Annotated in this window: 12 protein-coding genes and 1 other RNA gene; 10 read left to right on the top strand and 3 right to left on the bottom strand. The window is 62.0% G+C overall.

Going from position 1 to position 24,936, the window contains the following annotated elements; translation table 11 throughout:
* Together LK493_RS09170 and ffs are read left to right on the top strand one after the other, a co-directional pair.
* On the top strand, positions 1-4,640 hold a 4,640-nt coding region (locus LK493_RS09170; RefSeq protein ID WP_227790808.1), incomplete at its 5' end, for a Spy0128 family protein.
* 94 nt (positions 4,641-4,734) lie between these two features.
* Positions 4,735-4,830: signal recognition particle sRNA small type (gene ffs, locus LK493_RS09175), an RNA gene on the top strand.
* 349 nt (positions 4,831-5,179) lie between these two features.
* Here ffs and LK493_RS09180 read toward each other — a convergent pair.
* The gene (locus LK493_RS09180) at positions 5,180-6,193 is read right to left on the bottom strand and encodes an LPXTG cell wall anchor domain-containing protein (RefSeq protein WP_227790809.1); all 1,014 of its coding nucleotides are present in this window, start codon (positions 6,191-6,193) and stop codon (positions 5,180-5,182) included.
* 300 nt (positions 6,194-6,493) lie between these two features.
* The gene (locus tag LK493_RS09185; RefSeq protein WP_227790809.1) at positions 6,494-7,507 is read right to left on the bottom strand and encodes an LPXTG cell wall anchor domain-containing protein; all 1,014 of its coding nucleotides are present in this window, start codon (positions 7,505-7,507) and stop codon (positions 6,494-6,496) included.
* A 210-nt stretch (positions 7,508-7,717) separates the two neighbouring features.
* Here LK493_RS09185 and LK493_RS09190 point away from each other — a divergent pair, with 210 nt between their 5' ends.
* From LK493_RS09190 to LK493_RS09205, 4 genes are all read left to right on the top strand, one after another.
* Positions 7,718-9,574, top strand: a complete 1,857-nt coding sequence (locus tag LK493_RS09190; protein WP_227790810.1) for an ABC transporter ATP-binding protein — start codon at positions 7,718-7,720, stop codon at positions 9,572-9,574.
* Entirely contained in the window at positions 9,575-11,434 is a 1,860-nt protein-coding gene (locus LK493_RS09195) for an ABC transporter ATP-binding protein (protein WP_227790811.1), read from the top strand.
* A gap of 127 nt (positions 11,435-11,561) precedes the next feature.
* Positions 11,562-12,113 (top strand): flavodoxin family protein BilS, encoded by a 552-nt coding sequence (gene bilS, locus LK493_RS09200; RefSeq protein ID WP_227790812.1) that lies wholly within the window; start codon positions 11,562-11,564, stop codon positions 12,111-12,113.
* A 726-nt stretch (positions 12,114-12,839) separates the two neighbouring features.
* Positions 12,840-16,856 carry a fibronectin type III domain-containing protein gene (locus tag LK493_RS09205; RefSeq protein ID WP_227790813.1) on the top strand — a complete coding sequence of 1,339 codons (4,017 nt, stop codon included), beginning with the start codon at positions 12,840-12,842 and terminating at the stop codon, positions 16,854-16,856.
* 495 nt (positions 16,857-17,351) lie between these two features.
* Here LK493_RS09205 and LK493_RS09210 read toward each other — a convergent pair whose 3' ends face one another.
* Positions 17,352-19,652 (bottom strand): LTA synthase family protein, encoded by a 2,301-nt coding sequence (locus LK493_RS09210; protein WP_227790814.1) that lies wholly within the window; start codon positions 19,650-19,652, stop codon positions 17,352-17,354.
* A 214-nt stretch (positions 19,653-19,866) separates the two neighbouring features.
* Between LK493_RS09210 and LK493_RS09215 the strand changes: the two genes are divergently transcribed.
* The 4 genes from LK493_RS09215 to LK493_RS09230 all read left to right on the top strand — a co-directional run bounded on the left by LK493_RS09215 (position 19,867) and on the right by LK493_RS09230 (position 24,932).
* A complete protein-coding gene (locus LK493_RS09215) occupies positions 19,867-20,742 on the top strand; it encodes a nitroreductase family protein (protein ID WP_227790815.1) in 876 nt (291 codons plus the stop codon).
* 159 nt (positions 20,743-20,901) lie between these two features.
* Positions 20,902-22,929, top strand: coding sequence for a KUP/HAK/KT family potassium transporter (locus LK493_RS09220; RefSeq protein ID WP_227790816.1), 2,028 nt, complete (start codon positions 20,902-20,904; stop codon positions 22,927-22,929).
* A 69-nt stretch (positions 22,930-22,998) separates the two neighbouring features.
* A complete protein-coding gene (locus LK493_RS09225) occupies positions 22,999-23,193 on the top strand; it encodes a hypothetical protein (protein ID WP_006235656.1) in 195 nt (64 codons plus the stop codon).
* Between the two features lie 113 nt (positions 23,194-23,306).
* Positions 23,307-24,932, top strand: a complete 1,626-nt coding sequence (locus LK493_RS09230) for an ATP-binding protein (RefSeq protein WP_227790817.1) — start codon at positions 23,307-23,309, stop codon at positions 24,930-24,932.
* Positions 24,933-24,936: the final 4 nt, after the last annotated feature.

Here is a 24,936-nt window from a genome sequence, read left to right on the forward strand (position 1 = left end):
CCGGCTCCGTGATCGACTACGCCGTGGCCGAGGACGCCGTCGAGGGCTACAGCTCGAAGGTCACCGGCGACGCCGAGCGCGGCTTCACCGTGACCAACACCTCCACGGCCAAGGTCTCGGTGCCCGTCGAGAAGAAGTGGGTCGGCCCGGCGGCCGAGAAGGCCACCGTGCGCCTGCTCGCCGACGGAGAGGACACCGGCAAGAAGACCGAGCTGTCGAAGTCCAATAGCTGGAAGCACACCTTCGAGGGCCTGCCCAAGTACTCCAAGTCCGGCTCCGTGATCGACTACGCCGTGGCCGAGGACGCCGTCGAGGGCTACAGCTCTAAGGTCACCGGCGACGCCGAGCGCGGCTTCACCGTGACCAACACTTTGAAGACGGGCGAGCTCGACGTCTCCAAGACTGTCGTGGCGCGCGAGGGCCTGGCGGTCGACGCGGACAAGATATTTAAGTTTGTGGTTGAGGCCACCGATGCCGCGGGCCGCAAAGTATCCGGCGCCTACGGTGACGCGACGTTCGAGGACGGCAAGGCGACCCTCAAGCTCAAAGATGGCCAGACGGCGAGGATCACGGGGCTGCCCGCGGGAACCGCCTACACGGTGACCGAACGTGCCGCCGATGGCTACAAGGCCGCGGTGAACGGAGCCGAGGGATCCAAGGCCGATGGCTCCATCTCGGCCGACCAGGTCTCCTCCGCCGCCTTCACCAACACCTTCGACCCCGCCTCCGCCACGGCGTCCGTCCCCGAGCTCACCAAGGTGCTCGCGGGCGGCCGCAAGCCCGGCCTCCAGGAGGGGGAATTCACCTTTGAGCTCTCCCTCACCGACGGTGCGGGCAATGTGCTCGAGAGCTACCCAATCGAGGCGAAGAATAACAAGGACGGAAAGGTTTCCTTTGGCGAGCTCAGCTTCACCAATCTGGGTACCTACCACGCGACCGTGACCGAGAAAGCAAACGGCGATGTCCTGATTGAGGACGATGCGCATGCCTACACCTTCGACATCACGGTGACTCAGACTGGCGCCGGCCTTAAGGCCGAGATCTCCAACGAGCGGGGCAAGAAGACTTTCACCAACACCTTCACGCCGCACGACAACACGAAGGCCGTCACCAAGGCGGACGCCTCGGGCGCCAAGGTCGATGTGGGTGGCAAGCCGGTGGGCGTGGGCGATACCCTCACCTATACCATCGGCTGGGCCAATAACAGCGTCGACGACAGGGGCGCCGCGCAGGCGGCCGACGTGACGGTGACCGATGTCCTGCCCAAGGGCGTTGACTATGTTAAGGGCTCTGCCGACGGCGCCGCCTACGACGCCGCGACGCGCACTCTTACCTGGTCGCTCGGCGAGCAGACTGCGGGCGCCGCGGGCACGCTCAGCTTCGACGTGAAGGTCTCCGCCGAAGCCGCCGTGGTCGACGACATCGCCAACACCGCCACGGTCGAGGTGGGCGAGAACGAGTCGCAGACCAACACGACCCACAACAGCGTGCCCCGCGAGGGCAGCCTCACCGTCAAGAAGACGGTCGTCGGCGGCGACAGCCAGCGCGAGTTCGGCTTCACGGTCGCGCTGGCCGACAGGGACGGCGAGCCCGTCTCCGGCACCTTCGGCAAGGGCGACGGCGCCGTGACGTTCACGGACGGCAAGGCAACCTTTGCGCTTAAGGACGGCGAGGAGAAGGCCATCGCCGGCCTGCCCGTGGGCGCGAGCTACACCGTGACCGAGGATGCGGCCGAGGGCTATACGACTGCTGCCGAGGGGGCCGAAGGCGTCGTGACCGAGGACGGCGCGCTCGCGGCGTTCACCAACACGTACGGAACGGCCACCGAGGGCAGAGACGTCTCCACCGCGGGGCTCTTCACCAAGACGCTCGAGGGCCGCGACTGGGCCGAGGGCGACAGCTTCCAGTTCACGCTTACGGGCGAGGGCGGCGCCCCCATGCCCGAGGGCTCTGCCGACGGCTCCAAGACCGTCAGCGTGACGGCCGCCGCCGGCACCAAGGCGGGCGATAGGGTCGCCTTCGACTTCGGCTCCATCCGCTACACGCTCGATGACATCAAGGATGCCGAGTTCGCCGAGGTTGGTGGCAAGCGCGTGCGCGCCAAGACCTTCACCTACACGGTGCGCGAGGTCAGGCCCGACAACGGCTCTGTCATCGCCGGTGTGGCCTACGACGGCCACGTCGCCACGATGACGGTGACCGTGACTGACGACGGCTCCGGCAACCTCACGGCCACGACGCCCGCGATCGCGGAGGTGAGCGGCGGTGACTTCGTCAACACCTACACGACCGAGCTTGAATACTCGGCCCGTGCGGGCGTGCGCCTGTCCAAGACGCTCTCCGGTCGCGCCATGGAGGCGGGGCAGTTCGCCTTCACCGTGACTGCCGACGCCGAGACGGCCGCCAAGCTCGGCCTCAAGACCGACAAGGACGCCTACGCCGTGGCCGCGGCTGACGATGGGAAGGCCGACCTGGTCGACCTCATCGGCGGTGCCGCGGAGAGCGACGTGAAGTTCACCGACGCCGACGCGGGCAAGACCTACCGCTTCACCGTCACCGAGACCAAGCTCGGCGGCGAGGGCTACACCAACGATACCGCGCCACGCACGGTGACCATCGCGCCCGGCTACGACGCCGCGACGGGTAAGCTCACGGTCACGACCACGGTTGCCGGGGACGGCGTCGAGGTCGCCCGCAGCGAGGTCTCCACAGCGGATGACGCCACGGAGACGCCCACGCCCGTGACGGTCGCGTTCCAGAACTCCTACGAGGCCACCGGAACGCTCGGCGGCGAGGGCAACGTGGCAATTGACGCCACCAAGACGCTGACGGGCCGCGCCGCGGCGGCGGGCGAGTTCTCGTTCTCCGTCCGCGATGCCCGGGGCAATGTGGTCGCGACCGCGACCAACCGGGCCTCCGGCGACGGCGAGGCCGCGGGACTTGCGTTCTCGCCCATTGCCTACACCACCGATGCTCTCGAGCGGATGGTGGCGGACGGCACCGCTACCAGGGCCGCCGACGGCTCCTGGGTCATTCCCTATACCGTATCCGAGGACGGCACGGATCAGCTGTCCGCGGGCGTGACGGCGACCGCCTCGAGCTTCGACATCACGGTTAAGGTGGCAGATGACGGCAAGGGCAGTCTGGACGTTAGCGTGGTCTACCCCGAGGGCTCCGACAGCACGCTGTCGTTTGTGAACGGCTATGGCACCAACGAGGCGACAGTTGACCTCGCGGGCACCAAGACGCTGGCGCTCGGCCAGGCCGGGCTCGGCCTGGCGCAGGCCGACATCGCGGGCAAGTACACCTTTAAGATCGCGCCGCTGGACGGCGCGCCCGCGCCGGTCGACGCCTCCGGCAAGACGGTGGCCGAGGCGACCAACGACGCCGCCGGCAACGTCGAGCTGGGCCACGTCACGTTCAGACAGCCGAGCGACCTCGACGACGCCGAGATCGACGGCCAAGGTCTGCGCACCAAGACGTTCGCCTACCGGGTGAGCGAGTCCGGTTCGGTCGACGGCGTGGTCAACGACGCGACGGCGACAAGGACCTTCACGGTCAAGGTGGTCGAGGACACCAACGCGGGCACGCTCGCCGCGGAGGTCCTGCCCGCAGAGGGCACGCCCGAGGGCAAGGGCGCGTTCGAGTTCACCAACACCTGCGTCGTGAACCCGACGCCGAGCTCCGTCACCGACCGGATCGCGGTGAGCAAGAAGCTTAAGGGCCGTGACCTGGTCGAGGGCGAGTTCGAGTTCCAGCTGGTCGAGATTGCCGCCGACGGCAGTGAGAGCGTCGCGGCAACGGGCAGGAACGCCGCCGACGGCACGGTCGCTCTCAGCCCCGTCACCTACACCGCGCCCGGCACGCACAGCTATGAGCTGCGCGAGGTCGCCGGCACGGCGGGCGGCGTGACGTACGACAGGGCGACGTACCGCGTGCGCACGACGGTCACCGATGCCAAAAACGGCACGCTCGCCGTCAAGCACGAGCTGGCGGATGCCGAGGGCAATCCCACGGGCGACGACTCGGTGACGTTCACCAACGGCTACGAGGCCGCGCCCGTCACCCTCAAGCTGGGCGCCGCCAAGGTGCTCAAGGGCGCCGAGCTCAAGGCGGGCCAGTTTAGCTTTGAGCTCAAGAGCCGGGACGGCAAGGTCATGTCGACCGCCAAGAATGCCGCGGACGGCAGCGTCACGTTCGATGCGCTGACCTTCAAGCAGGCCGGCACCTACACCTTCACGGTGAGCGAGGTCGACGACGGCCAGGCGCACGTGACCTACGACAAGGCGGTGCACAAGATCGTCGTCACGGTGGGCGACGAGGCGGCAGACGGCACCAAGACGGGCTACCTGTCGGCGAAGGTCTCCTACGAGGGCGACGCCAACGTGCCGCCGGTCTTCACCAACAGCTACGCCGAGAATCCCGGGACCCCCGGCACCCCCGAGAACCCCGGCACGCCGGGCGGCGGCTCGGACGGCGGTTCAGATAACGGCTCCGGCGGCAGCTCCGGTGACGGCTCCAAGGGCGGTATGCCCGACACCGGCGACCGCAGCCTGCCGGTCGAGGCGCTCGCGGCCATGGCCGGCATCGGCGCGCTGACCGCAGCGGGCGGCGCGGTCCTGTACCGTAGGCGCCGCTAGCGATATGGACGAGTGGGGCGAATCCATCCGATGGGTTCGCCCCACTTGCCCTGCTGGACGGGAGCAGGTAAGATATACCGAGCGCCTAGCGTGTTCGATGGGTTCGGATGACGACATGTTCCGAATCTGGTCAGGTCCGGAAGGAAGCAGCCATAAGGAGCCTCTGTCGGGCATCCGAATCCATCGAGCGCACGGGCGCTTTTTTGGTGCCGCGATGCGGTCCCGGTGCCGGCGGGCTGTTTGGTGTCTCGCTGGTCCTCGGCTTTGCCTGCGGGATCGCTCGACTACCAAACAGCCCGCCGGCACCGGGATCACTTCGTCCAAAAATCACCCGTAAAGGCGCGCTAGCCTAATTAAATCTATCCCTTAAGGAATGCTGCTCGTTGGCGTTGTTTGGAGCGCGGTGGCGATGTGCTTCAAGAGACAGTGGCATTACCATTTGTTTTTACAAGTAAAGAGGCCCGTTTCCCTTGGTTGGGGAAACGGGCCTCTTTTTGTCTCTGGGCTTGTGGATTGGTGAAGGCAGAATGCTCTGTCGGCTATTTTGAGTTCTTGATGCGGCGTGTGGCTGTGGCGGTTATTCCGAGGCCTGCGGCGGCGATTCCTGCGAGTGCGATTGCGCTCGGTGCTGTGTCGCCCGTGTTCGCGAGCTTGCCGGCGGTCGTATCTGCTTGCTTGCCGCTGCTCGAGTTCGCCTGCTTGGTGGAGCTTGGCGGGGTATTTTTGCCGGTCGCGGACGAGCCGGCGGGCTGTGTCGCCTCGGCCGGTTGCGCTGAGCTGGAGGGTTTTGTCGTCTCGGCGGGTTTCGTTATCTCGGGCGAGGTGGTCTTATCTGCCGCGGCCTTTGCCTCTTCGTATGCTTTGCAGGCGTCATCATAGGCCGCTTGCGCCTTTTCCAAATCGCCGAGGAGCGCATTTCGCTTGGCTATGTCCTCGTCGATGTGGGCTTTAGCTTCCTCTGCCTCACTTTCGAAATGCTGAACCTGTTTTTCCTGGCTTTCGAGTCGGCGTTGGTAGGAGTGAAGATCATCTTCATAAGATTTTTCTCGCCTTTCTGCCGCCATGATCTCCATGCGCAACTGCTTAATATGCTCCTTAATAGCTGTGCTGGGCTCCTCGCCGCCGAGTGCTTCAAGTGCCTTATCTAATTCTGCCTGAAGGCCGCTTGTCCGGTTGTGGGCCTCATCGTATTTGGCTTGGGCTGCATCGACGTTCGCTTGCATGGCGGGAAGGGGTTCCCTCCGTTTGGCGGCTTCCGCCACCACCATGTCGTAGAGTTCTTGAAATGCGGCAATGTCATCATCGATTTCCGCAATTTTCTCGGGACTTGCGGCGTCTTTTGCGGCCTCGAGGTTTTTGAGCGCTTCCTGCATGGCCGCATGCGCTTTTTCTTTTGCGGCGGCCGCGTCTTCCGTCTGCAAGGCAACTGCACCGGTGGGGGCGCTGGTTTCTGCCGCGATCGCCGTTGCGGGGGCGATTCCCGCGACAAGTGCCGCGGAAAGGGCGATGCCCACAGTTGCTCGTCTTGCTCTTCTTGCGAGAATGTCGTTCATCTCGGCACCTCATTTCAAGGGTCGGCGACTAACTTGGTAGCACTAATGTAAGTATATCAGGCGATTAACCCGTCGTTGATCGGGTGCGCGCGTATACCCCTCGATTAACAGCCATTAAATCTATTCCTTAAGGAATGCTGCTCGCTGGCGTTATTTGGAGCGCGGTGGCTATGTGGTTCAAGAGACGGCGGCATTGCCATTTGTTTTTACAAGTAAAGAGGCCCGTTTCCCTTGGTTGGGGAAACGGGCCTCTTTTTGTCTCTGGGCTTGTGGATTGGTGAAGGCAGAATGCTCTGTCGGCTATTTTGAGTTCTTGATGCGGCGTGTGGCTGTGGCGGTTATTCCGAGGCCTGCGGCGGCGATTCCTGCGAGTGCGATTGCGCTCGGTGCTGTGTCGCCCGTGTTCGCGAGCTTGCCGGCGGTCGTATCTGCTTGCTTGCCGCTGCTCGAGTTCGCCTGCTTGGTGGAGCTTGGCGGGGTATTTTTGCCGGTCGCGGACGAGCCGGCGGGCTGTGTCGCCTCGGCCGGTTGCGCTGAGCTGGAGGGTTTTGTCGTCTCGGCGGGTTTCGTTATCTCGGGCGAGGTGGTCTTATCTGCCGCGGCCTTTGCCTCTTCGTATGCTTTGCAGGCGTCATCATAGGCCGCTTGCGCCTTTTCCAAATCGCCGAGGAGCGCATTTCGCTTGGCTATGTCCTCGTCGATGTGGGCTTTAGCTTCCTCTGCCTCACTTTCGAAATGCTGAACCTGTTTTTCCTGGCTTTCGAGTCGGCGTTGGTAGGAGTGAAGATCATCTTCATAAGATTTTTCTCGCCTTTCTGCCGCCATGATCTCCATGCGCAACTGCTTAATATGCTCCTTAATAGCTGTGCTGGGCTCCTCGCCGCCGAGTGCTTCAAGTGCCTTATCTAATTCTGCCTGAAGGCCGCTTGTCCGGTTGTGGGCCTCATCGTATTTGGCTTGGGCTGCATCGACGTTCGCTTGCATGGCGGGAAGGGGTTCCCTCCGTTTGGCGGCTTCCGCCACCACCATGTCGTAGAGTTCTTGAAATGCGGCAATGTCATCATCGATTTCCGCAATTTTCTCGGGACTTGCGGCGTCTTTTGCGGCCTCGAGGTTTTTGAGCGCTTCCTGCATGGCCGCATGCGCTTTTTCTTTTGCGGCGGCCGCGTCTTCCGTCTGCAAGGCAACTGCACCGGTGGGGGCGCTGGTTTCTGCCGCGATCGCCGTTGCGGGGGCGATTCCCGCGACAAGTGCCGCGGAAAGGGCGATGCCCACAGTTGCTCGTCTTGCTCTTCTTGCGAGAATGTCGTTCATCTCGGCACCTCATTTCAAGGGTCGGCGACTAACTTGGTAGCACTAATGTAAATATACCATGCTAGTTGACCCGACACTGGCTGGGTGTGCGCGTATACCCCTCTGAAAACTGAATCTCGCCAGAAATGACGAGTTGTTTACGCTTCTTTTGAGCTCACCGTACTATCATGATTCGAATTGAGTGTGAATGATGATAGGGAGCGCCTTTTTATGATTGAGTTGCTCAGGCGTTTTGGTGGTAAGTTTCGCCGGTATATGGTGATCGGCCCTGCGTGCAAGTTGATCGAAGTGATCTTTGACCTGCTTACGCCGCTCGTGATTGCGCAGATGATCGACAAGGGCATCGGCGCGCACGACGTCAACGCCGTCGTCCACTACGGCATGCTGCTTGGCGCCATGGCTGTGATCGGCATCTCGTTTACGCTCGTCTGCCAAAAGATGGCGGCGCTGACCTCGCAGGGCATGGGCACCGATATTCGCGGCGCGCTCTACGAACACATCAACAAACTGAGCTATGCTGAGCTCGACCGCTTTGGCACGCCGTCGCTCATCACCCGCATCACCAACGACGTTAACCAGGTCCAGCTCGCTGTGGCGCTGGGCGTGCGCATGCTCATCCGCTGGCCTTTCCTGGCGGTGGGCTCCATGTGCGCGGCCCTTGCCATCGACCTTAAGCTCGGCATCATCTTTTTGATCTGCACGCCCGCCATTGGCCTGGTGTTCTGGGTTGTCATGGCGCGCTGTATCCCGTATTACAGGCAGCTGCAGGCAAAGCTCGACCGCATCGCGCTTATCTGCCGCGAGGGCCTTTCGGGCGCCCGCGTGGTTCGCGCCTTCGTGCGCGAAGATCACGAGCGCGAGCGCTTTGCGCAGGCCGCCGACGACCAGGCCAATACTGCCATCGCGGTGGGCAAGCTCTCGTCGATTCTCAACCCCGTCACGTTTTTGGTGATGAACCTGGGCGTGTGCGCCATCCTGTGGGTGGGCGGCATCCAGGTCAGCGTGGGCGAGCTTACGCAGGGCCAGGTCATGGCGTTTGTGAACTACATGACGCAGACCCTGACCTCCATCGTGTACGTCGCCAACCTGGTCGTGGTCTTTACCAAGGCGAGCGCCAGCGCGTCGCGTATCAACGAGGTGCTCAATTGCGTGCCGAGCATCGCTGACGGGGGCAACCAGCCGGTCGCGCTGCCTGAGCCGAGCGACCTGACGGGTGGCGCTGTTCCGGTCCCTGCGCTGAGCTTTGACCATGCGAGCTTCTCGTTTGGCGCCGGCGCGGCAAATGCCGTGAGCGATGTGACTCTGGAGCTCCCGCTGGGCAAGACGCTTGGCATTATCGGCGGTACGGGTAGCGGCAAGTCCACGCTTGTCTCGCTTATTCCGCGCCTATACGATGCGAGTACCGGCAGCGTGAGCGTGATGGGCGCCGACGTGCGCACCTGGCCGCTCGACCAGCTGCGCCACGTGGTCGCGACCGTTCCGCAGCGAGCGTCGCTGGTGAGCGGCACCATCCGCAGCAACCTGACCTGGCGTGACGAGTCGGCGACCGACGAGGAGCTCTGGGCGGCGCTCGACATGGCGCAGGCGAGCGAGTTCGTGCGCAACAAGCCACAGGGCTTAGATGCCCCGGTCGAGGCGGGCGGCAAGAACTTTAGCGGTGGCCAGCGTCAGCGCCTGACTATCGCGCGTGCCCTGGTGGGTTCGCCGCAGGTTCTGATCATGGACGACTCCGCCTCGGCACTCGACTTTAAGACCGACGCGGCGCTTCGCCGTGCCATCCGCGAGCGCAGCGTGCGCGGTGCCGTCGAGGGCGGGCTGCCGCTCACGACGGTGATCGTAAGCCAGCGCGTCTCGACCGTGCGCGACGCCGACATGATCTGCGTGCTCGATCACGGCTCGGTTGCGGGCCTGGGCACGCATGACGAGCTGTATGCAAGCTGCCAGCTCTACCGAGAGATCTGCCAGTCGCAGCTGCGCCGCGAGGAGCTCGAGGGTCAGCAGAGGAGCGCGACGCCCGCGTCTGTCCCGGCTGCCCCGGCATCCACTTGCGCAAAGGAGGGCTGCTAAATGAATCCGTACACTTCTTCCGGTTCGGTCGCCACGATGACGGCCAACGTGTCCGGTAACGATAACCTCAACGACCTGGGCGACGGTCCGCGCCAGCCCGGCGATCCCGAGCGCTATCCCGTGGGTGCGGTGACCCGCCGCCTGATGGGCTACGTCCGTCCGCATCGTATCTCGTTTACGGCGTCGTTTGTGAGTGCCGCCGTCTCGGTGGTCCTGCAGCTCTACACACCCATCCTCATTGGCGAGGGCATCGACCTGATCGTTGCCGCGGGCCAGGTGGACTTCGATGCGCTGCTGCCGCTCGTTACCAAACTCGCGCTCGTCGTGGTGGGAGCTGCGGCCTTCCAGTGGCTGCAGGGCTGCTGCGTCAACCGCCTGTCCTACGAAACGGTGCGTGACATGCGCGTGGAGGCGAGCGACAAGCTCAGCCGCATGCCGCTCAGCTTTATCGACAGCCATGCTCACGGCGACCTTATGAGCCGTGTGGTCAACGACGTCGACCAGGTGGGCGACGGTCTGCTGCAGGGCTTCACGCAGCTCTTCACCGGCGTCATCACCATTGTGGGCACGCTCGCGTTTATGCTCTCCATTAACCTGACCATGACGCTCGTGGTGGTGCTCGTCACGCCGCTTTCCATTTTTGCAGCCGGCGCTATTGCCAAGCTCTCCAACAAAAGCTTTACGGCACAGCAGCGTATTCAAGGGCAGCTCGGCGGCCATATCGAGGAGTACGTAGGCGAGCAAAAGCTTGTCGACGCCTTTGCCTACGGCCCGCACGCTCAACAGCGCTTCGATACCCTCAATGCCGAGCTCTACACCGCGGGCGAGCGCGCGCAGTTTATGGGTTCGCTTTCCAACCCCGGCACGCGCTTTATCAATAACATCATCTACGCCGTGGTCGCCGTGATCGGCTGCGCGGGCGTGATCACGGGCGTGCCCGCGGCGCTTACGGTGGGCGGCGTGCAGATCTTCCTGTCCTACGCCAACCAGTACACCAAGCCTTTCAACGAGGTCACCAACGTCATTACGCAGATCCAGACCGCGTACGCCTCGGCGCGCCGCATGTTTGCGCTGCTCGATGCGCGCGAGCAGGAGCTCGACGCGGAGGATGCCGTGGAACTTGCCGTCCCGCAGGGCGAGGTGACCTTTGAGCATGTGGACTTTAGCTACGTGCCCGACCGCAAGCTGCTGCAGGACATCTGCATCGAGGCCAAGCCCGGCATGCGCTTTGCCCTGGTCGGCCCCACGGGCTGCGGCAAGACAACGCTCATCAACTTGCTGCTGCGGTTTTACGATATCGATGCCGGACGCATCATGGTCGATGGCCGGTCTTCGCGTGACTACACGCGCGCAAGCCTTCGCCGTGCCTTTGGCATGGTGCTGCAGGACACTTGGCTGTTCGAGGGCACGGTGGCGGAAAACATCGCCTACGGCTGTCCCGACGCCACACGCGAGCAGGTTATCGAGGCTGCCAAGCGCGCGCATGCGCACAAGTTTATCGTGCAGCTGCCAGGCGGCTACGATACGGTCATCGGCGAGGACGGCGGCACGTTTAGCCAAGGTCAAAAACAGCTGCTGTGCATCGCGCGCGTCATGCTCACCGACCCGGCGATTTTGCTGCTGGACGAGGCGACCTCGAGTATCGATACGCGTACCGAGCTGCAGGTGCAGGCGGCGTTCGACGAGCTTATGGCCGGCCGCACAAGCTTTGTGGTGGCGCACCGCCTGTCGACGATCCGCAACGCCGACTGCATTCTGGTGATGCGCGACGGCCAGATTATCGAGCGCGGCACGCACGACGAGCTGCTAGCGGCAGGCGGCTTCTACGCCGAACTCTATCGCAGCCAGTTTGCCCAGTGAGCAAGCCCGTGGGGCAAATTAATCAATCGACAGACGGTGGTTTACATCTGTCACGTTAGTACTAAGATATTCATCTAATAAATTGCATTAGTGGCTTTAGTTTTGGGGGATACGAGGCAACGTGACTATGACGTGCTCTTTGGTGGTTAACAGCAAGAGCGGTAATACCAGGATGGTTTCGGGTGCGATCAAGCGTACGCTGCAGGCTGCGGGTGTTGAGTTTGTCCATGCCGCGGCGTTGAGCGACGATGCGGATGCAGATCAGGTTGCGCTCGAGGCGCAGGGCGCCTGCGCGGCCGACACGGTGCTCGTCGGTTTTTGGTGCGACAAGGGCGCGTGCACGCCTTCGGTCGCGGCGTTGCTCTCCGCCTTGCACGGCAAGCGCGTGTTCCTGTTTGGCACCTGCGGCTTTGGGGCCGACCAGAGCTACTATCAGCAGATTATCGACCGCGTAACTTCCAATTTGGCTGGGGATGCCGAGCTTGCGGGCTGGGCGATGTGCCAGGGCAAGATGGGCCCCGCGGTCAAGCAGCGCTACGAGGCCATGCTCGAGCAAGATCCCGAAAACGTCCGATTTAAGATGCTGCTCGACAACTGGGTTGCCGCAAAGGATCACCCCACCAAGGAGGATCTGGATAACATGGCTGCAGCCGCCAAGAAGGCCGTGCTGGGAGAGTAGCTTCGCCGTTCGCGGTGCCGCGCGTTCAATCGTACAAACGTGAAAGCCTCGAGATTCTCGAGGCTTTTTTCTTGACACTTGTGGACGCAACCGTGGCAAGCGTTTGGGGTGACATTTTCCATCACCTCGATGACGAGACCGTCCTGGACGACACGCTCTCATGCGTTCGCTGGATGTATTCAAAGTGGGACGGGCTTTCCGGATGGATGGGGTTTCGGAAAGTGTGTCCCGGAATTTGCCTTTGGAATGGGACGTAGTTTCCCGTTGAGGTGCTTTGCGGAAAGTGCATCCCACTCTGGGCGGTCGAAGTGGGACACACTTTCCCAAAGGCGCTCCAACGGGAAATTGCGTCCCATTATTCGGTCGGGACTGCGGACGATTTCCTGGACCGCTAAATCGCGGCCATCCCCAGCGACGACCGGTAGTCGCTGGGGATGGCCGCGATTTAGCGGTCCAGGAAATCGTCCGCAGTCCCGGCACTCGACGGAAAATACATCCCAGAAATGGCCTTTGAGCTGGGATAAGATTTCCGCGGCATCTCGGATTCTCAAAAATGAGACACGCCGTTGGCGAAAATGAGACACGTGATATCGGGCATCGGACGTATCATTTGTAAAAATGAGTCCACTCCACTCGAATAAAGCGAGGTCCCTCATGTACGTTCCACACCCCCGTATCCGTAGGCTGTCGAAAATCCCACTTGTTGGGACGGCGGCGCTTGCTGCGTTGATCGCCACGAGCGTCGCCTGCTTCACGGCCACGCCCCAGGTTGCCCAGGCGGCAGACGCGCCCGCAATCACCGATATGACCGAGCAGGATTATCAAGCCCTGGGTCTGGGCACGAGCGAGGACATTCCGGCCGATACCGTTGGCCCCTATTCCACTGATACCCCCACGACGTTTGCCACGCGCAGCGAGGTCTATATGGCAGCTAACGGTAGCCATGGCAATCGCTACACTCTGCGCGACAAGCTCGAGAACGTCGAGCGCGGTGACATTGGCGGCAGCAGCAAACTCACCGATGGCTATGGAAGTGTGTGGGGCGCCGCAAAGTTCTGGCAAAACGTCAACAACTTCGATACGAACAGCGATCTCTACAAGCATAGCGACTACGGTGGCGGCACCTGGTCGTACCTAAGCAACAATGAGTCCTCAACAGTACTCGCCAACGACAACAACGGTTTCTCGGGCATTCACGCCACGAGTGTTGAGTTCTGCAGCGACGCCAGCACGGGCAAAAAGAGCCGCGTTGCCGAGCTCCGTGCCTACGGCGACAGTTCCTCCACGACGATTGACGGCAAGTCATACGCCGGAAAGGTTGAGCTGGTCCTCTACTCGTTTAGCAACGGGCGTACGCGCACTCTCGACACACACCTGCCGGTGACGGTCAACACTAATATGATGTACGAAGGCCGTTTTAAGTACCTGGATGCCGGTTACCTGCAAGAGCACGACGCCGTCTTTGATGTCGAGGCGGGCGATGTCGATGGCGACGGCGTCGACGAGCTTTTTGTCTACGCGGGCTGCTATGTCGACGAGAACGGCGTGCGCAAGGCTGTAGTCGACATGTATGACTTGGAGGGCGGCAACTGGAAGCAAAGCGTCGTCAAGATCGATGCCGGTAACGCCGCGGACTACACCACGCACAACAAGGGCGGGAACGACTCCTGGACGCAGCTTCAGTCAGCTCCTGTCGTTTCGCTAGCGGCCGGCGACCTCGATCGCGATTTTTGCGATGACCTCGCCATCGTGGTCTCGGCACCCTACGGCAAGAAGAATATTGATAAGTCGACGCATTGCGAGCTGTTTTCGTGGGATGCATCCAAGGGTGCGCTCGTCCATGTCGATGCTCTGGGCGACGCGGGCGCAATCTCCCTCTCCGCGAACGGCAAGACCATGGTCGCTGCGAATGCGACGTTCGGCACGTTTGCCGCCTACGATGAAGAAGGAAAGAAGACGGGTGAAACCGTCACGGGCCTTATTCTTGCGGGCTATGACTGGCAACGCAGCGCTTTTGATTACGGCGCTTCTGACGGCAGCAAGGGGCTGTACGGCGCGCTGTACCGCTACGCGTATTTTGACTCGGAGTCTGGCGAGTTCAAGCTTTCCGATTGCAAGGAATACAGAGACGGGCTCCTCGCCTCCTATGGGCTGATGCATGTGCCCAACAGCGCATGGAAGGATAGCGCTCAGGATAAGCGCTATCCGTGCACTTTGGCGCCTATTGCCCTTGCCACTGCCAACCTTGACGGCTTGTCCGAGCAGCTGGCGGTCGACGAGGTGCTCGTGGGCGGCGATGTGTTCCGCGACTTTGCCTGCAACACGGCACAGAGCGGGGCTCAGGGCTTGGGGTCCATGGTCGGAACCATGAGCATGAGCGGTCAGCAATACAACAGCAGCAACAAGCATGACCACAAGGGTATAGAGCAGGTGTGGATCAGCGACGTCAAGGCGGGCAGCGTCTCGGGTTCGGACCGCTATAACGAGAGCTTTATCGCCGTGGTGGGCAAGCACCGCGACGAGGACCTGCGCAAGAACGATGACTACTATTGGATGACCGCCTCGCATTTTTCGCTCGACGAGAACGGAAAGGTGCGCCGCGGCGAGGAGCAGGTGATTAGCGAGAGCAACCGTCGCGGCACTACCTACGGCACATTTATCTCGCTCGCGCTGCCCGATGTCGACAACGACAGCGTCAAGATCACGTACAAGGACCGCTACAAGGTCTATACCAACCCGCGCGTGCTTGCCGTGCTGCAGGATGCGCCCTATGTTGAGGATCTGGAGCAGGCATACGGCTATCTGGTGTTGGGCGGCACGTCATACGGAGAGGAAAAGGGCACGGGGACATCCCAGGGCTATACCATTGGCGCCGAGTTGGGCGTTGCCGTCGAGGTGCAGACCGGTCCGCCCCTGGTCGCGATGAATGCTTCAGTCGATTTTGCCGCCGAGGGATGCTATGACTACCGGAGCGAGCGCACGGTCAGCGCAAGCGTAAGCTATGAGTCGCATGCCGGCGAGGGTGACAAGGCCGTGCTCTACACGATTCCGATGGTCTATTACGAGTATGAGATCGAAAATGAGGAAACTGGTGGCAAGGGCGTGATGGCGGCGCCCGTGTCGCTCGGCGCGCAGACCTCGGTCGTTAATGTCGAGGCCTATGACCGCATTGCCAAACAGCACAATATGACGCCGCTCAGCTACTTTTTGACCAACCGGTCGGGAGAACCCGGAACCTATCAAACGACGCTCAACGGCGAGACTCCCGTTGGGGATTCCTTTGGCCTGGGCAAGCCTGGCGTAACGCGCGCCTACACGCACGATGGGTTTAACGGCGCCGCCGCGCAGTCGGGGGCGAGCATTGAGCAGACCATCGAAGTCGAGGAGGGCAAGGAGCAGGAGCTCGAGCTCGGCTTGACGCTGAACGGCAGCGTTGTCATGGGCGCGAAGCTCGCAAAGCACGAGTTGTTTGGCGGCCTGTGCTTTGGTGCCAACGCCGGCTTTACTACGGGTAACTCCTCGAGTGAATCGACCGAATACGGCGGCACCGTCGACAACCTGCCCGAGGCCGCGCAGGGCAAGTACGGTTTTGTGTGGCGTCTGGGCGTCAACGCGGTGGATGTCGACAAGTTCGAGGCAGACTCGGGCGACAAGCTCGGCACCAAGGACACCGACCAGTTCTGGATCGTGGGCTATGACGTTAAGGACGTCGAGATGCCCGACGCGCCGGCCGTGACGGGCTTTACGGCAAACGCCGTCGATTCGACCAGCGTTACGTTTAGCTGGGACGATGTGCTCGCAAACAAGAGTGGCTTTAGCTACGGCGTGGGCATGCTGCAGAGCAATGCGGCGGATGCGGTCGTCAATAGCTGGAAGATTGCCGAGAACACGCAGACCTCGCTCAAGTGGGATGGGCTGCAGCCCAATACGGAGTATCGATTCGCCATCGCCGCCGTTAAGAATGGATCCACGACCGAAACAGGTATTCGCTCGGCAATCATCACGGTCAAGACCATGCCCGATGGCATGACGATGACCGTGAGCGGACCTGCAGCGGATGCTGCGGAGGGGTCGGATCTTGGATACGACTCTTCGGTTGAGCGCACGGCGGGAAGTCACCTGACGCTCTCGGCGATTGGCCATGTGAAGCAACTCGGTGCCGACGATAGCGAAACAGGGCTGGCACCGACCTATATGTGGTACCGCAAGGGCCGCGGCGAGACAGAGTTTAAGCTCGTGGGTGCCGATGGCAACCTCGCGGCTGGAACGGCCTCAAAGCTCGAGATTGACCTGACCGCAGACGATGACGGTGCGCAGTATTACTGCCACGTGGGATACAACGACGTGGGCCTCGACACCGGCACGACGCTCGTGAATATCGAGGCCGAGGAGACGGCGCCCACAACGGTGAACGCCACCCCGATCCGCACGCGCCGCCTGTTCTCACAGGCAAGTGCGGGCGCCAAGAAGTTCCTGGACCATACGCTGGTAAACACCGCCGGCCCAACCGATTCCGAAGGCTCAAAGGACCCCGAGACTCCTGAGACCCCGACGAATCCGGACAAGCCCAAGTCCGACAACGGAGCTAAGACCGACACCAAGGTCAAGACTACGACCACAGCGAAGAACCTCGCAAACACCGGCGACCAAACATTCGCCCTAGTCGCCACCGCAGCAGCAGCGGGAGCAACGCTCGTAGTGATAGCCCTCATCATGCTGATCAAGCGCCGCAAGACCCACTAGTAGCCAGTCGAACATATCGACAACCCAAAAACCCGGGTAGCCAAAAAACAGGCCACCCGGGTTTTCTGTTGAGTGGAGACTCCGCAAGCGGAAACTGCATCCCACAATTAGCGCCCAGACCGGGACGCACTTTCCCAACGAGCCTCAACCGGAAAATACATCCCGGAATCCAGCTGAATAGTGGGGCACACTTTCCCAATCAGGTCCCAAGCGGAAACTGCATCCCGTTCCGGACGTGAATTCTGGGACACGGTTTCCGGATGCAAAAAGGCCACATGACGTGGCCTTCGACTTATATATGTTCAGCGGATACCCCTACGACAAGCCGCGCTCCAACAACAAGGCGTCTGCCCGGCGACGCGGAACGTAAGGTTCATCGCGAGTTCCGCACGAGCCGGAGAGCACTTAATGTGCTCTCCGTGCGAGCAGGACTGTCCGAGCAGGGAACCTTACGTTCCGCGCCGCCGGGCAGACGAACCAGTTATGAGTGACCCGCTACTTGATCTTGGTCGTACCCGGTGCCAGGTTGGGGTCGGTTTCGTTGGCCTCGGTCTGGAAATGCTCGGTGTAGACGTTCTTGCCGTCGCGGAACATCTCGTAGTACTGCATCTTGGCGTAATCCTCGCGCGCCTTGGTGGCGGCTGCGGCAGCGGCGTCGTCGCCGGTGACGTTGGAGGAGAGCGCCCAGCGCAGGCTGGCGTCCTCGTAGCCCACGGAGTTGATAGCGGGCAGCGACTCGCGCAGCGTCATGTGCGCTTTCTGGTAGTCGGTCAGCGGGGCGCCGATCAGCTGCATCAGTTGGGTGGACAGGTAGTTGGTGGACAGGTCGTCGGTCTCGCTCGTCTGGTCGCAGCCGGCAACGTCGTAGTTGGCCCAGATGATGTAGTCGGTCTGCCACAGACGCTCCTGATGCGTGGCGTCGTCCTCGCCGGTAAACCACTTATCGTTGAACTTGGACGGGAAGAACGGCTGGTGGTCGCCCCAGAACACCACGACTACCTTGCGGTCGAGCTTGCTCAAGGCGTTGAGGAAGTAGCGCAGCGCCTGATCGGACTGCTCGATGCACGAGACGTACTCGTCAACATCGGAGAGCGTGCCGTCCTCGACGGTCTTGGTGTCCAGGTCGGTCGTGTCGATGTTCAGGTGCATCTGCTTGTCGGCCGGCAGCAGGCCCGTGTCGTAGCCCGAGTGGTTCTGCATGGTCACGTCGAAGATAAACTGCGGATCGGCGTTCTGGTCGAGCAGCTCAAGAATCTTGTCGTAGGTCGCCTGGTCGGTCACCATACCGCGCAGGGTGTCGGCTCCCTGGAAGTCGTTGATAGACAGGAACTGGTCAAAGCCAAAGTCCTTGTACACGTTCTCGCGGTTCCAGTTGGTTGCGTGGTTGGGGTGCATGGCCGTGGTGGAATATCCGAGCGACTTGAACTGCTCTGCCAGGTTCCCGGTCGTTTCCATGTTGTAGATGGTGTAGGGGTACACGCCCGAGCCCAGGTTGGCCATGGAGTTGCCGGTCATAAACTCAAACTCGGTATTGGCGGTGCCGCCGCCGTAGGCGCTCACGTAGAGCTTACCGCGGCTGAGGCAGTTGGACAGGTTCTTAAAGTACTGCGGGCCCTCGTAGCCGGCGCGCATGTTCTGGTAGATCGAAAGATCCGAGAAGGTCTCGTTCATGATGGCGATGACCGTGGGCTTCTCGCTATCGAACTGCTCCTTTGCGGCGGCGCGCTCGTCGCTCTTGGCTGCGTCGGACTTGTCGTAGGCCTTGGCGTACTTTTTGAGCGTGGCCTTGGCATCGTCGACGGAGTAGTCGGCGGGTTTGGGCGGCTTGATGGACTGCGCTGCGCTAATGAAAGCGGGCAGGTAGCCCTCGCGCCAGTAGCTCTCGAGCGGGCGCCAGGTGTAGACGGTGATGCCGAGGGTGTTGTAGTAGTCGATGAGCGTGACGTGTGCGGTCACGCCGCCCAGGCACAGCACCGCCACGAGCAGGTTGGTGAGCAGCATGCGCTTGGCGGTGGCGGCGCCCTTCTGACGGTGCGGTGCCACCAGGCCGGCGTACTCGCACAGCAGCATGGCGATGGCGGTAAAGCCCATGGACAGCACGCAGAACAGCGAGATCGAGAAGGTGTAGCCGGTGCCGGCGACCGCAGCGGCGGTGGAGATGGCCGAAAGGTCGCCCGGCTGGATGGGCATGGATTTAAACGTGATGACGAAGAACTCGGCAATGCCCAGGACAAAGAGGGCAAAGGCCAAGACCGCGGGGGCTGCGCCGTGGCGCTGGAACAGGAAGAACAGGCCGACCATGAGCGTGGTGATGATGGCCCATTCGAGCAGGATGCACAGGGGGTAGACCCAGGTAAAGTCGTGGTTGGACGAGACCTCCATGCCCAGCAGCGCAAAGACGCCGGCGAGCAGCAGGCACAGGACGGCGGCGACGAGCGGTTTGCCCACAAAGGCGCCGCGCAGGCGGGCGAGCTTGCCGGTGGGGGCGGGGGCGTCGGGCCCGGCGAACGCAAAGGCGCGCGGGGCGATGCGGTCGCGGGCGATGCTGGCCCAAGCGCAGCCGGTGAGGATGGCGTTGGTCAGGATGAGCATCACAAAGGCGAGCGGCTCGTTTTGCGCGACGAGGCCAATGGCGCCCCAGACAGTCAAAAAGAGCTGGAACAGGCCAAAGGCGACGCTCCAGGCGAAGGCGCCCTTGGCAACGGTGCCCGACTGAGCGCGAATGGCCTTGGCCTCGCGCAAGACAAGGTAGACGGTCGCCGCAAGACCGACGAGCGAGATGGCGGCAGCGAACATGCTGAGACTCCTCACAAACTTAAAACCTACGAAAGCGGGGGTTTACCCGATTGTTACCTAAATATGCGCTGCAATTGATGGCTGCGCACAACAACCAGCCATATTAACGCGCATGTGCGGCGGTGTGGCGCAATGTAGTGGCGACCTGCGCGATAATGGATGGGAATTACACGGAAACGTAAAGGCTTCTTAAAGAATTGGCGAGGATAGAGCTATGGGCGAGCAGGTTTGTATGACGGGTGCCGAGTACTGCGGCGGAGCTAAGGGCGTGGATGCGAACGGTTATCCGGTCGAGACTACGGGCAACGCGGTGCTGGACATCTTGGAGCACCGCTCGTCCACGCGTGCCTTCGCGCGTGATGACGACGACCGCCCCGTGGCGGTGACCGACGAGCAGCGGGCGGCAATCTTGCATGCGGCGAGTCGCGCACCGTCGGCGGGCGCCATGATGATGTATTCCATCGTGAGCATTCGCGAGCAGGCTACGCTGGACCGTCTGGCCGACCTGTGCGACCACCAGCCCATGATCGCCAAGGCGCCCTGGGCTCTAATATTTGTGGTCGATTATGCCAAGTGGATCGATCTGTTTGAGCACGTGGGCTGCTTTGAGCCCGAGTTCGTCGAACGCACGGGCAAGGCGTCCCGCCGTGCTCCGGGTCTGGGCGACTTTGCCATCGCAGCCCAGGATGCCGTGATCGCCGCGCAAAACGCCGTGGTTGCCGCCGAGGCCCTGGGGCTGGGGAGCTGCTACATCGGTGATATCGTCGAGAATGCCGAGGAAGTCGCCGAGCTGCTCGATCTGCCGCCCTATACCATGCCGCTATCGATGCTCATCATCGGCACGCCCCGTAAGGAGCGTCCGGCAATCGCGCATCCCGTGGTGAACCTGGTGCACGAGGAGCGCTACTGCCGCGCGGATGCCGCGACCATGGACGCGCAGGTGGCCGAGATGGACGCAATGTTCCGTCCGCATGCCCGCGAGGTGGGGGAGCGCGTCGTGGACATCTATGCCCGCAAGCACACGAGTCCCTTTATGGCCGAGATGAGCCGATCCATGGAATGGTGGTTCAAAAACTGGCTTGGAAAATGACGAATGTGACAAAGGGGCAGTCCCTTTGTTACATTTCATATCGCCGCGGTGGCCTAAAGGCCGTATAAATGTTTATTTAGCTGGGAAAACAGTGCCATTCAAACATGGGCCGATTACCTATAATTCCTTCGAACATTAAAGTTGGGAGGAAACCGGCTTATGGAACAAAAGGCCAAGGAGGCAGCCTCGCACGCTGCGATTCCTGTGAGCATCTCGGCGATGCTCGTCACGCTGGGCGTGGTGTACGGCGATATCGGCACCAGCCCTATGTATGTAACCAAGGCGCTCGTTGCCGGCAACGGCGGCATCGGAAGCGTGACGGAGGAGTTCGTGCTTGGCGCGCTCTCCCTTGTCGTGTGGACGGTCACGCTGCTGACCACCATCAAGTATGTGCTCATCTCGCTGCGCGCCGATAACCATGGTGAGGGCGGCATCTTTGCCCTGTACAGCCTGGTCAAGCGCTGCGGCAAGTGGCTCATCATCCCCGCCATGCTGGGTGGCGCCGCGCTGCTCGCCGACGGCATCCTGACGCCGGCCGTTACCGTTACCACGGCCATCGAGGGCCTGCGCACCATCCCGGCGGTCCATGCCGTGCTGGGCGATGACCAGGGCCGCGTCGTCGCCATTACGCTCGCCATCATCATCGCGCTCTTTTTGGTGCAACGCATCGGTACGGCCAAGATCGGTCACGCCTTTGGCCCCATCATGACGCTGTGGTTCCTGTTCCTGGGCGGCACGGGTCTGTTTTTTGTCTTCCAGCACCCCGCCGTGCTGCTGTGCCTCAACCCGGTGCGCGGCATCGCCTTTTTGCTGAGCCCCAACAACCACGCGGGCATCATGATTCTGGGCAGCTGCTTCCTCGCCACCACCGGTGCCGAGGCGCTCTACTCCGACATGGGCCACGTCGGCCGCGGCAACATCTACGCCACCTGGCCGTTCGTTAAGTGCTGTCTGCTGCTTTCCTATATGGGCCAGGGCGCTTGGCTTATGAACAACGCTGCCAACCCCGAGCTCATGGGCATTGCCGACCTCAACCCGTTCTACCAGATGCTCGCCCCGGGCCTGCGCCCGTTTGCCGTAGGCCTTTCCACCGTTGCGGCCATCATCGCCTCGCAGGCGCTCATCACCGGCGCATTCTCGCTGGTGTCCGAGGCCAGCCGTCTGGACCTTATGCCGCACATGCAGGTCTTCTACCCTGCCGAGACCAAGGGCCAGCTCTACATCCCCATGGTCAACAACGTCATGCTCGTGGGCTGCGTCATCGTGGTGCTGCTGTTCCAGAACTCGGCGCATATGGAAGCCGCCTACGGCCTTGCCATTACGCTGACTATGATGTGCACCACGCTGCTGCTCTTCTTCTACCTGCACGAGGAGCGCAAGCTCAAGGTTGCTCCGTGGATCTTCGCGGCCTTCTTCCTTTTGCTCGAAGGCTTCTTCTTCGTGAGCTCGCTCACCAAGTTCTTCCACGGCGGCTATTTCACCATCCTTATGGCTGCACTCATCATGGGCATTATGGTGTGCTGGTACAACGGCACGGCGGTCGAGCAGCGCCAGTTTACGCTACTGCCGCTGCGCAGCTACCTGCCGCAGCTCAAGCGCCTGCGCGACGACGACCGTTACGAGCTCGTGAGCGACAACATCGTGTACCTGACCAAGGACACCCATACCGACTACATCGACCGCGATATCGTTTACTCGATCTTGGATAAGCATCCCAAGCGCGCCCGCGCCTGGTGGTTTGTGAATGTCGAGACCATGGACGAACCGCACACCTTTGCCTATTCGGTCGAGACGTTCGGCACCGACTACGTGTTCCGCGTGCATCTGTACCTGGGCTACAAGATCAACCAGCGCGTCAATGCCTACCTGCGTCAGGTTGTTCAGGACCTGGCTGCCACCGGCGAGCTGCCGCCGCAGACGCATGACTACTCGGTCTACAAGGATCCGGGTAACATCGGCACGTTCAAGTTCGTCCTGATCCGTAAGCTTCTGGCGCCCGAAAGCGATGTGGAGCCCAGCGAGCGTACGGCCATCACGCTCAAGTACATCATCCGCCGCGCCGCCGGCACGCCCGCGCGTTGGTACGGCCTGGAGAACTCCAACGTGAGCTTTGAGTACGTGCCGCTGTTCACCAAGTTCAAGGCCGTGAATAAGATGCAGCGCCTGGCTCCCAACGAGCGGCCGTAGTCGACGCTCGAGGTTTGTCTGCGAACGGGCGGGTTTGTATTGACGGGGATTGAGTCCTGGGAGGAAACCATGGATGCAAAGGTGCTTGACGGTTGCGATCTTGCGACCGAGCTGGTGCGTGAGGTACGCGCCGATGCTGCCGAAGATCGGTTCTTTACGAATCGGGCCAACATGGATATGGCCGACCGCGTGATTTCGATCGTGGTGACGGTGCTTGTCGCGGCGTGCGTGTGCGCACTGCTCGCGCACGTGCTGTTTGTCTAACGACCGCAGGTTGCAAAGGCTTTACACTTGGAACCACCACAAGGGGAAACCACCACAAGGGTGCCTGTCCCCTTTGTGGTGGTTTTTGTTTTTGAGAGAGGGGCGGGACGCTGATGGACGTCCGTACGGACGGCGATATTGCCGATAGCTTTTGGTGGCGGCGCACAACGCTGACGCGCCGCACTCCTCTGTATGACGCCTGCGTATCGGTGGGGCTGCTGGTCGCGGCGACGATTGTGGGCGCGCTGCTCGACCATCCGGGTCTCGCGCCGAGCATCATGATCGTCTATGTGTTCGCCGTTCAGCTGTGCGCATTCTTTACCTGGAGTCGCCTGTATTGCTTGCTGAGCTCGGCTGCCGCCGTGGCGCTCTACAACTTTTTGTTTGTCGACCCGCGCTACTCGCTGTCGCTTATCGACCGCGGCTATCCCGGCATGTTCTTCATCATGTTCGTGGTTTCGCTTGTGTCGAGCTCGATTGCGTTGGCCCTGCGCCGCGCCTTGGCACAGGCTGCCGCCAGCGACCGCCGCACGCATATGGTGCTCGAGACCAACCGCATGCTGCAGCGGTGCGCCGATCAGCATCAGATCGTTCACGCCATGGCCACGCAGCTGGCGCGTCTTTCGGGCTGTCCGGTTGTGTGGTACAGCGCCGACGCCGAGGGCGATGACCTGCTGCCGCGTGCGACGTACACGGCCGTGGGCGATGCCGCCCCGGTGCACGAGCTGGCGCCGCAGATGCCGCCGAGGCTCTCGGCGTCCGCCTACGTGGGAACGCCGCTCGATGCCACCTATGGCGGCTCGGCGTTTTATGGCATCTACCTGACGGTTCGCACGGGCGACGGCTTCGCGCGCTCGGGCGACCCCGCCTCGGTGGTGGGCGTGCTGGCTATCGTTGCCGAGCCCGACGTGCTGACGCACGAGGAGCGAACACTTGCCGATGCCATCGTGAGCGAAGGCGAGCTGGCACTCGATCGCGCCCGCGCTATGGAGGCCCGCGAGGAGGCGGCGGTGCTCGCCAAAAACGAACAGCTGCGCGCCAACCTGCTGCGCTCCATCTCGCACGATCTGCGCACACCGCTTACCAGTATTTCGGGTAATGCCGACGTGCTGCTCGATCAGGGCTCGACCGGCACCGCGGTTCTCGATGCCCAGACGCGCCGTGGCCTTCTTCTATCCATTCGCTCGGATGCGCTGTGGCTCAACGCCACCGTCGAGAACCTGCTCGCCATCACCAAGCTCGAGGGCGGCGGCATGCACCTGTCGACCACGCTCGAGCTCATGGACGATATCGTCGAGGAGGCGCTGCGCCACGTGAACCCTGCCGTGCGCGAGCACGACCTTAAGGTGGTGGCGTGCGATGAGCCGGCGCTCGTCAACGTCGATGCACGCCTGATGGTGCAGCTGGTGGTCAATCTGGTGAACAACGCCATCACCTATACGCCCACAGGCTCGCATATCATGATTTCGATTAGCGTCGACGATGGACGCGTGGCGTGCTCGGTGGTCGATGATGGTCCGGGCATCGCACCCGAGGACCGCGAGCGGATCTTTGAGTCGTTCTACACCGCCAACCACGGTCTGGCTGACAGTCACCGCAGCGTGGGCCTGGGTCTTTCGCTCTGCCGCTCCATTGCGCTGGCGCATGGCGGTAGCATAGAGGTTGCCGCGGCGGACCCGCACGGCTCGGTCTTTACGATTGAGCTTCCTGCCGCCGACGTTTCGTTTGATAAGGAGTAGCGCC

The sequence above is a fragment of the Collinsella aerofaciens genome (assembly GCF_020709435.1).
In the GTDB taxonomy this organism is placed as follows: Bacteria; Actinomycetota; Coriobacteriia; order Coriobacteriales; family Coriobacteriaceae; genus Collinsella; species Collinsella aerofaciens_AU.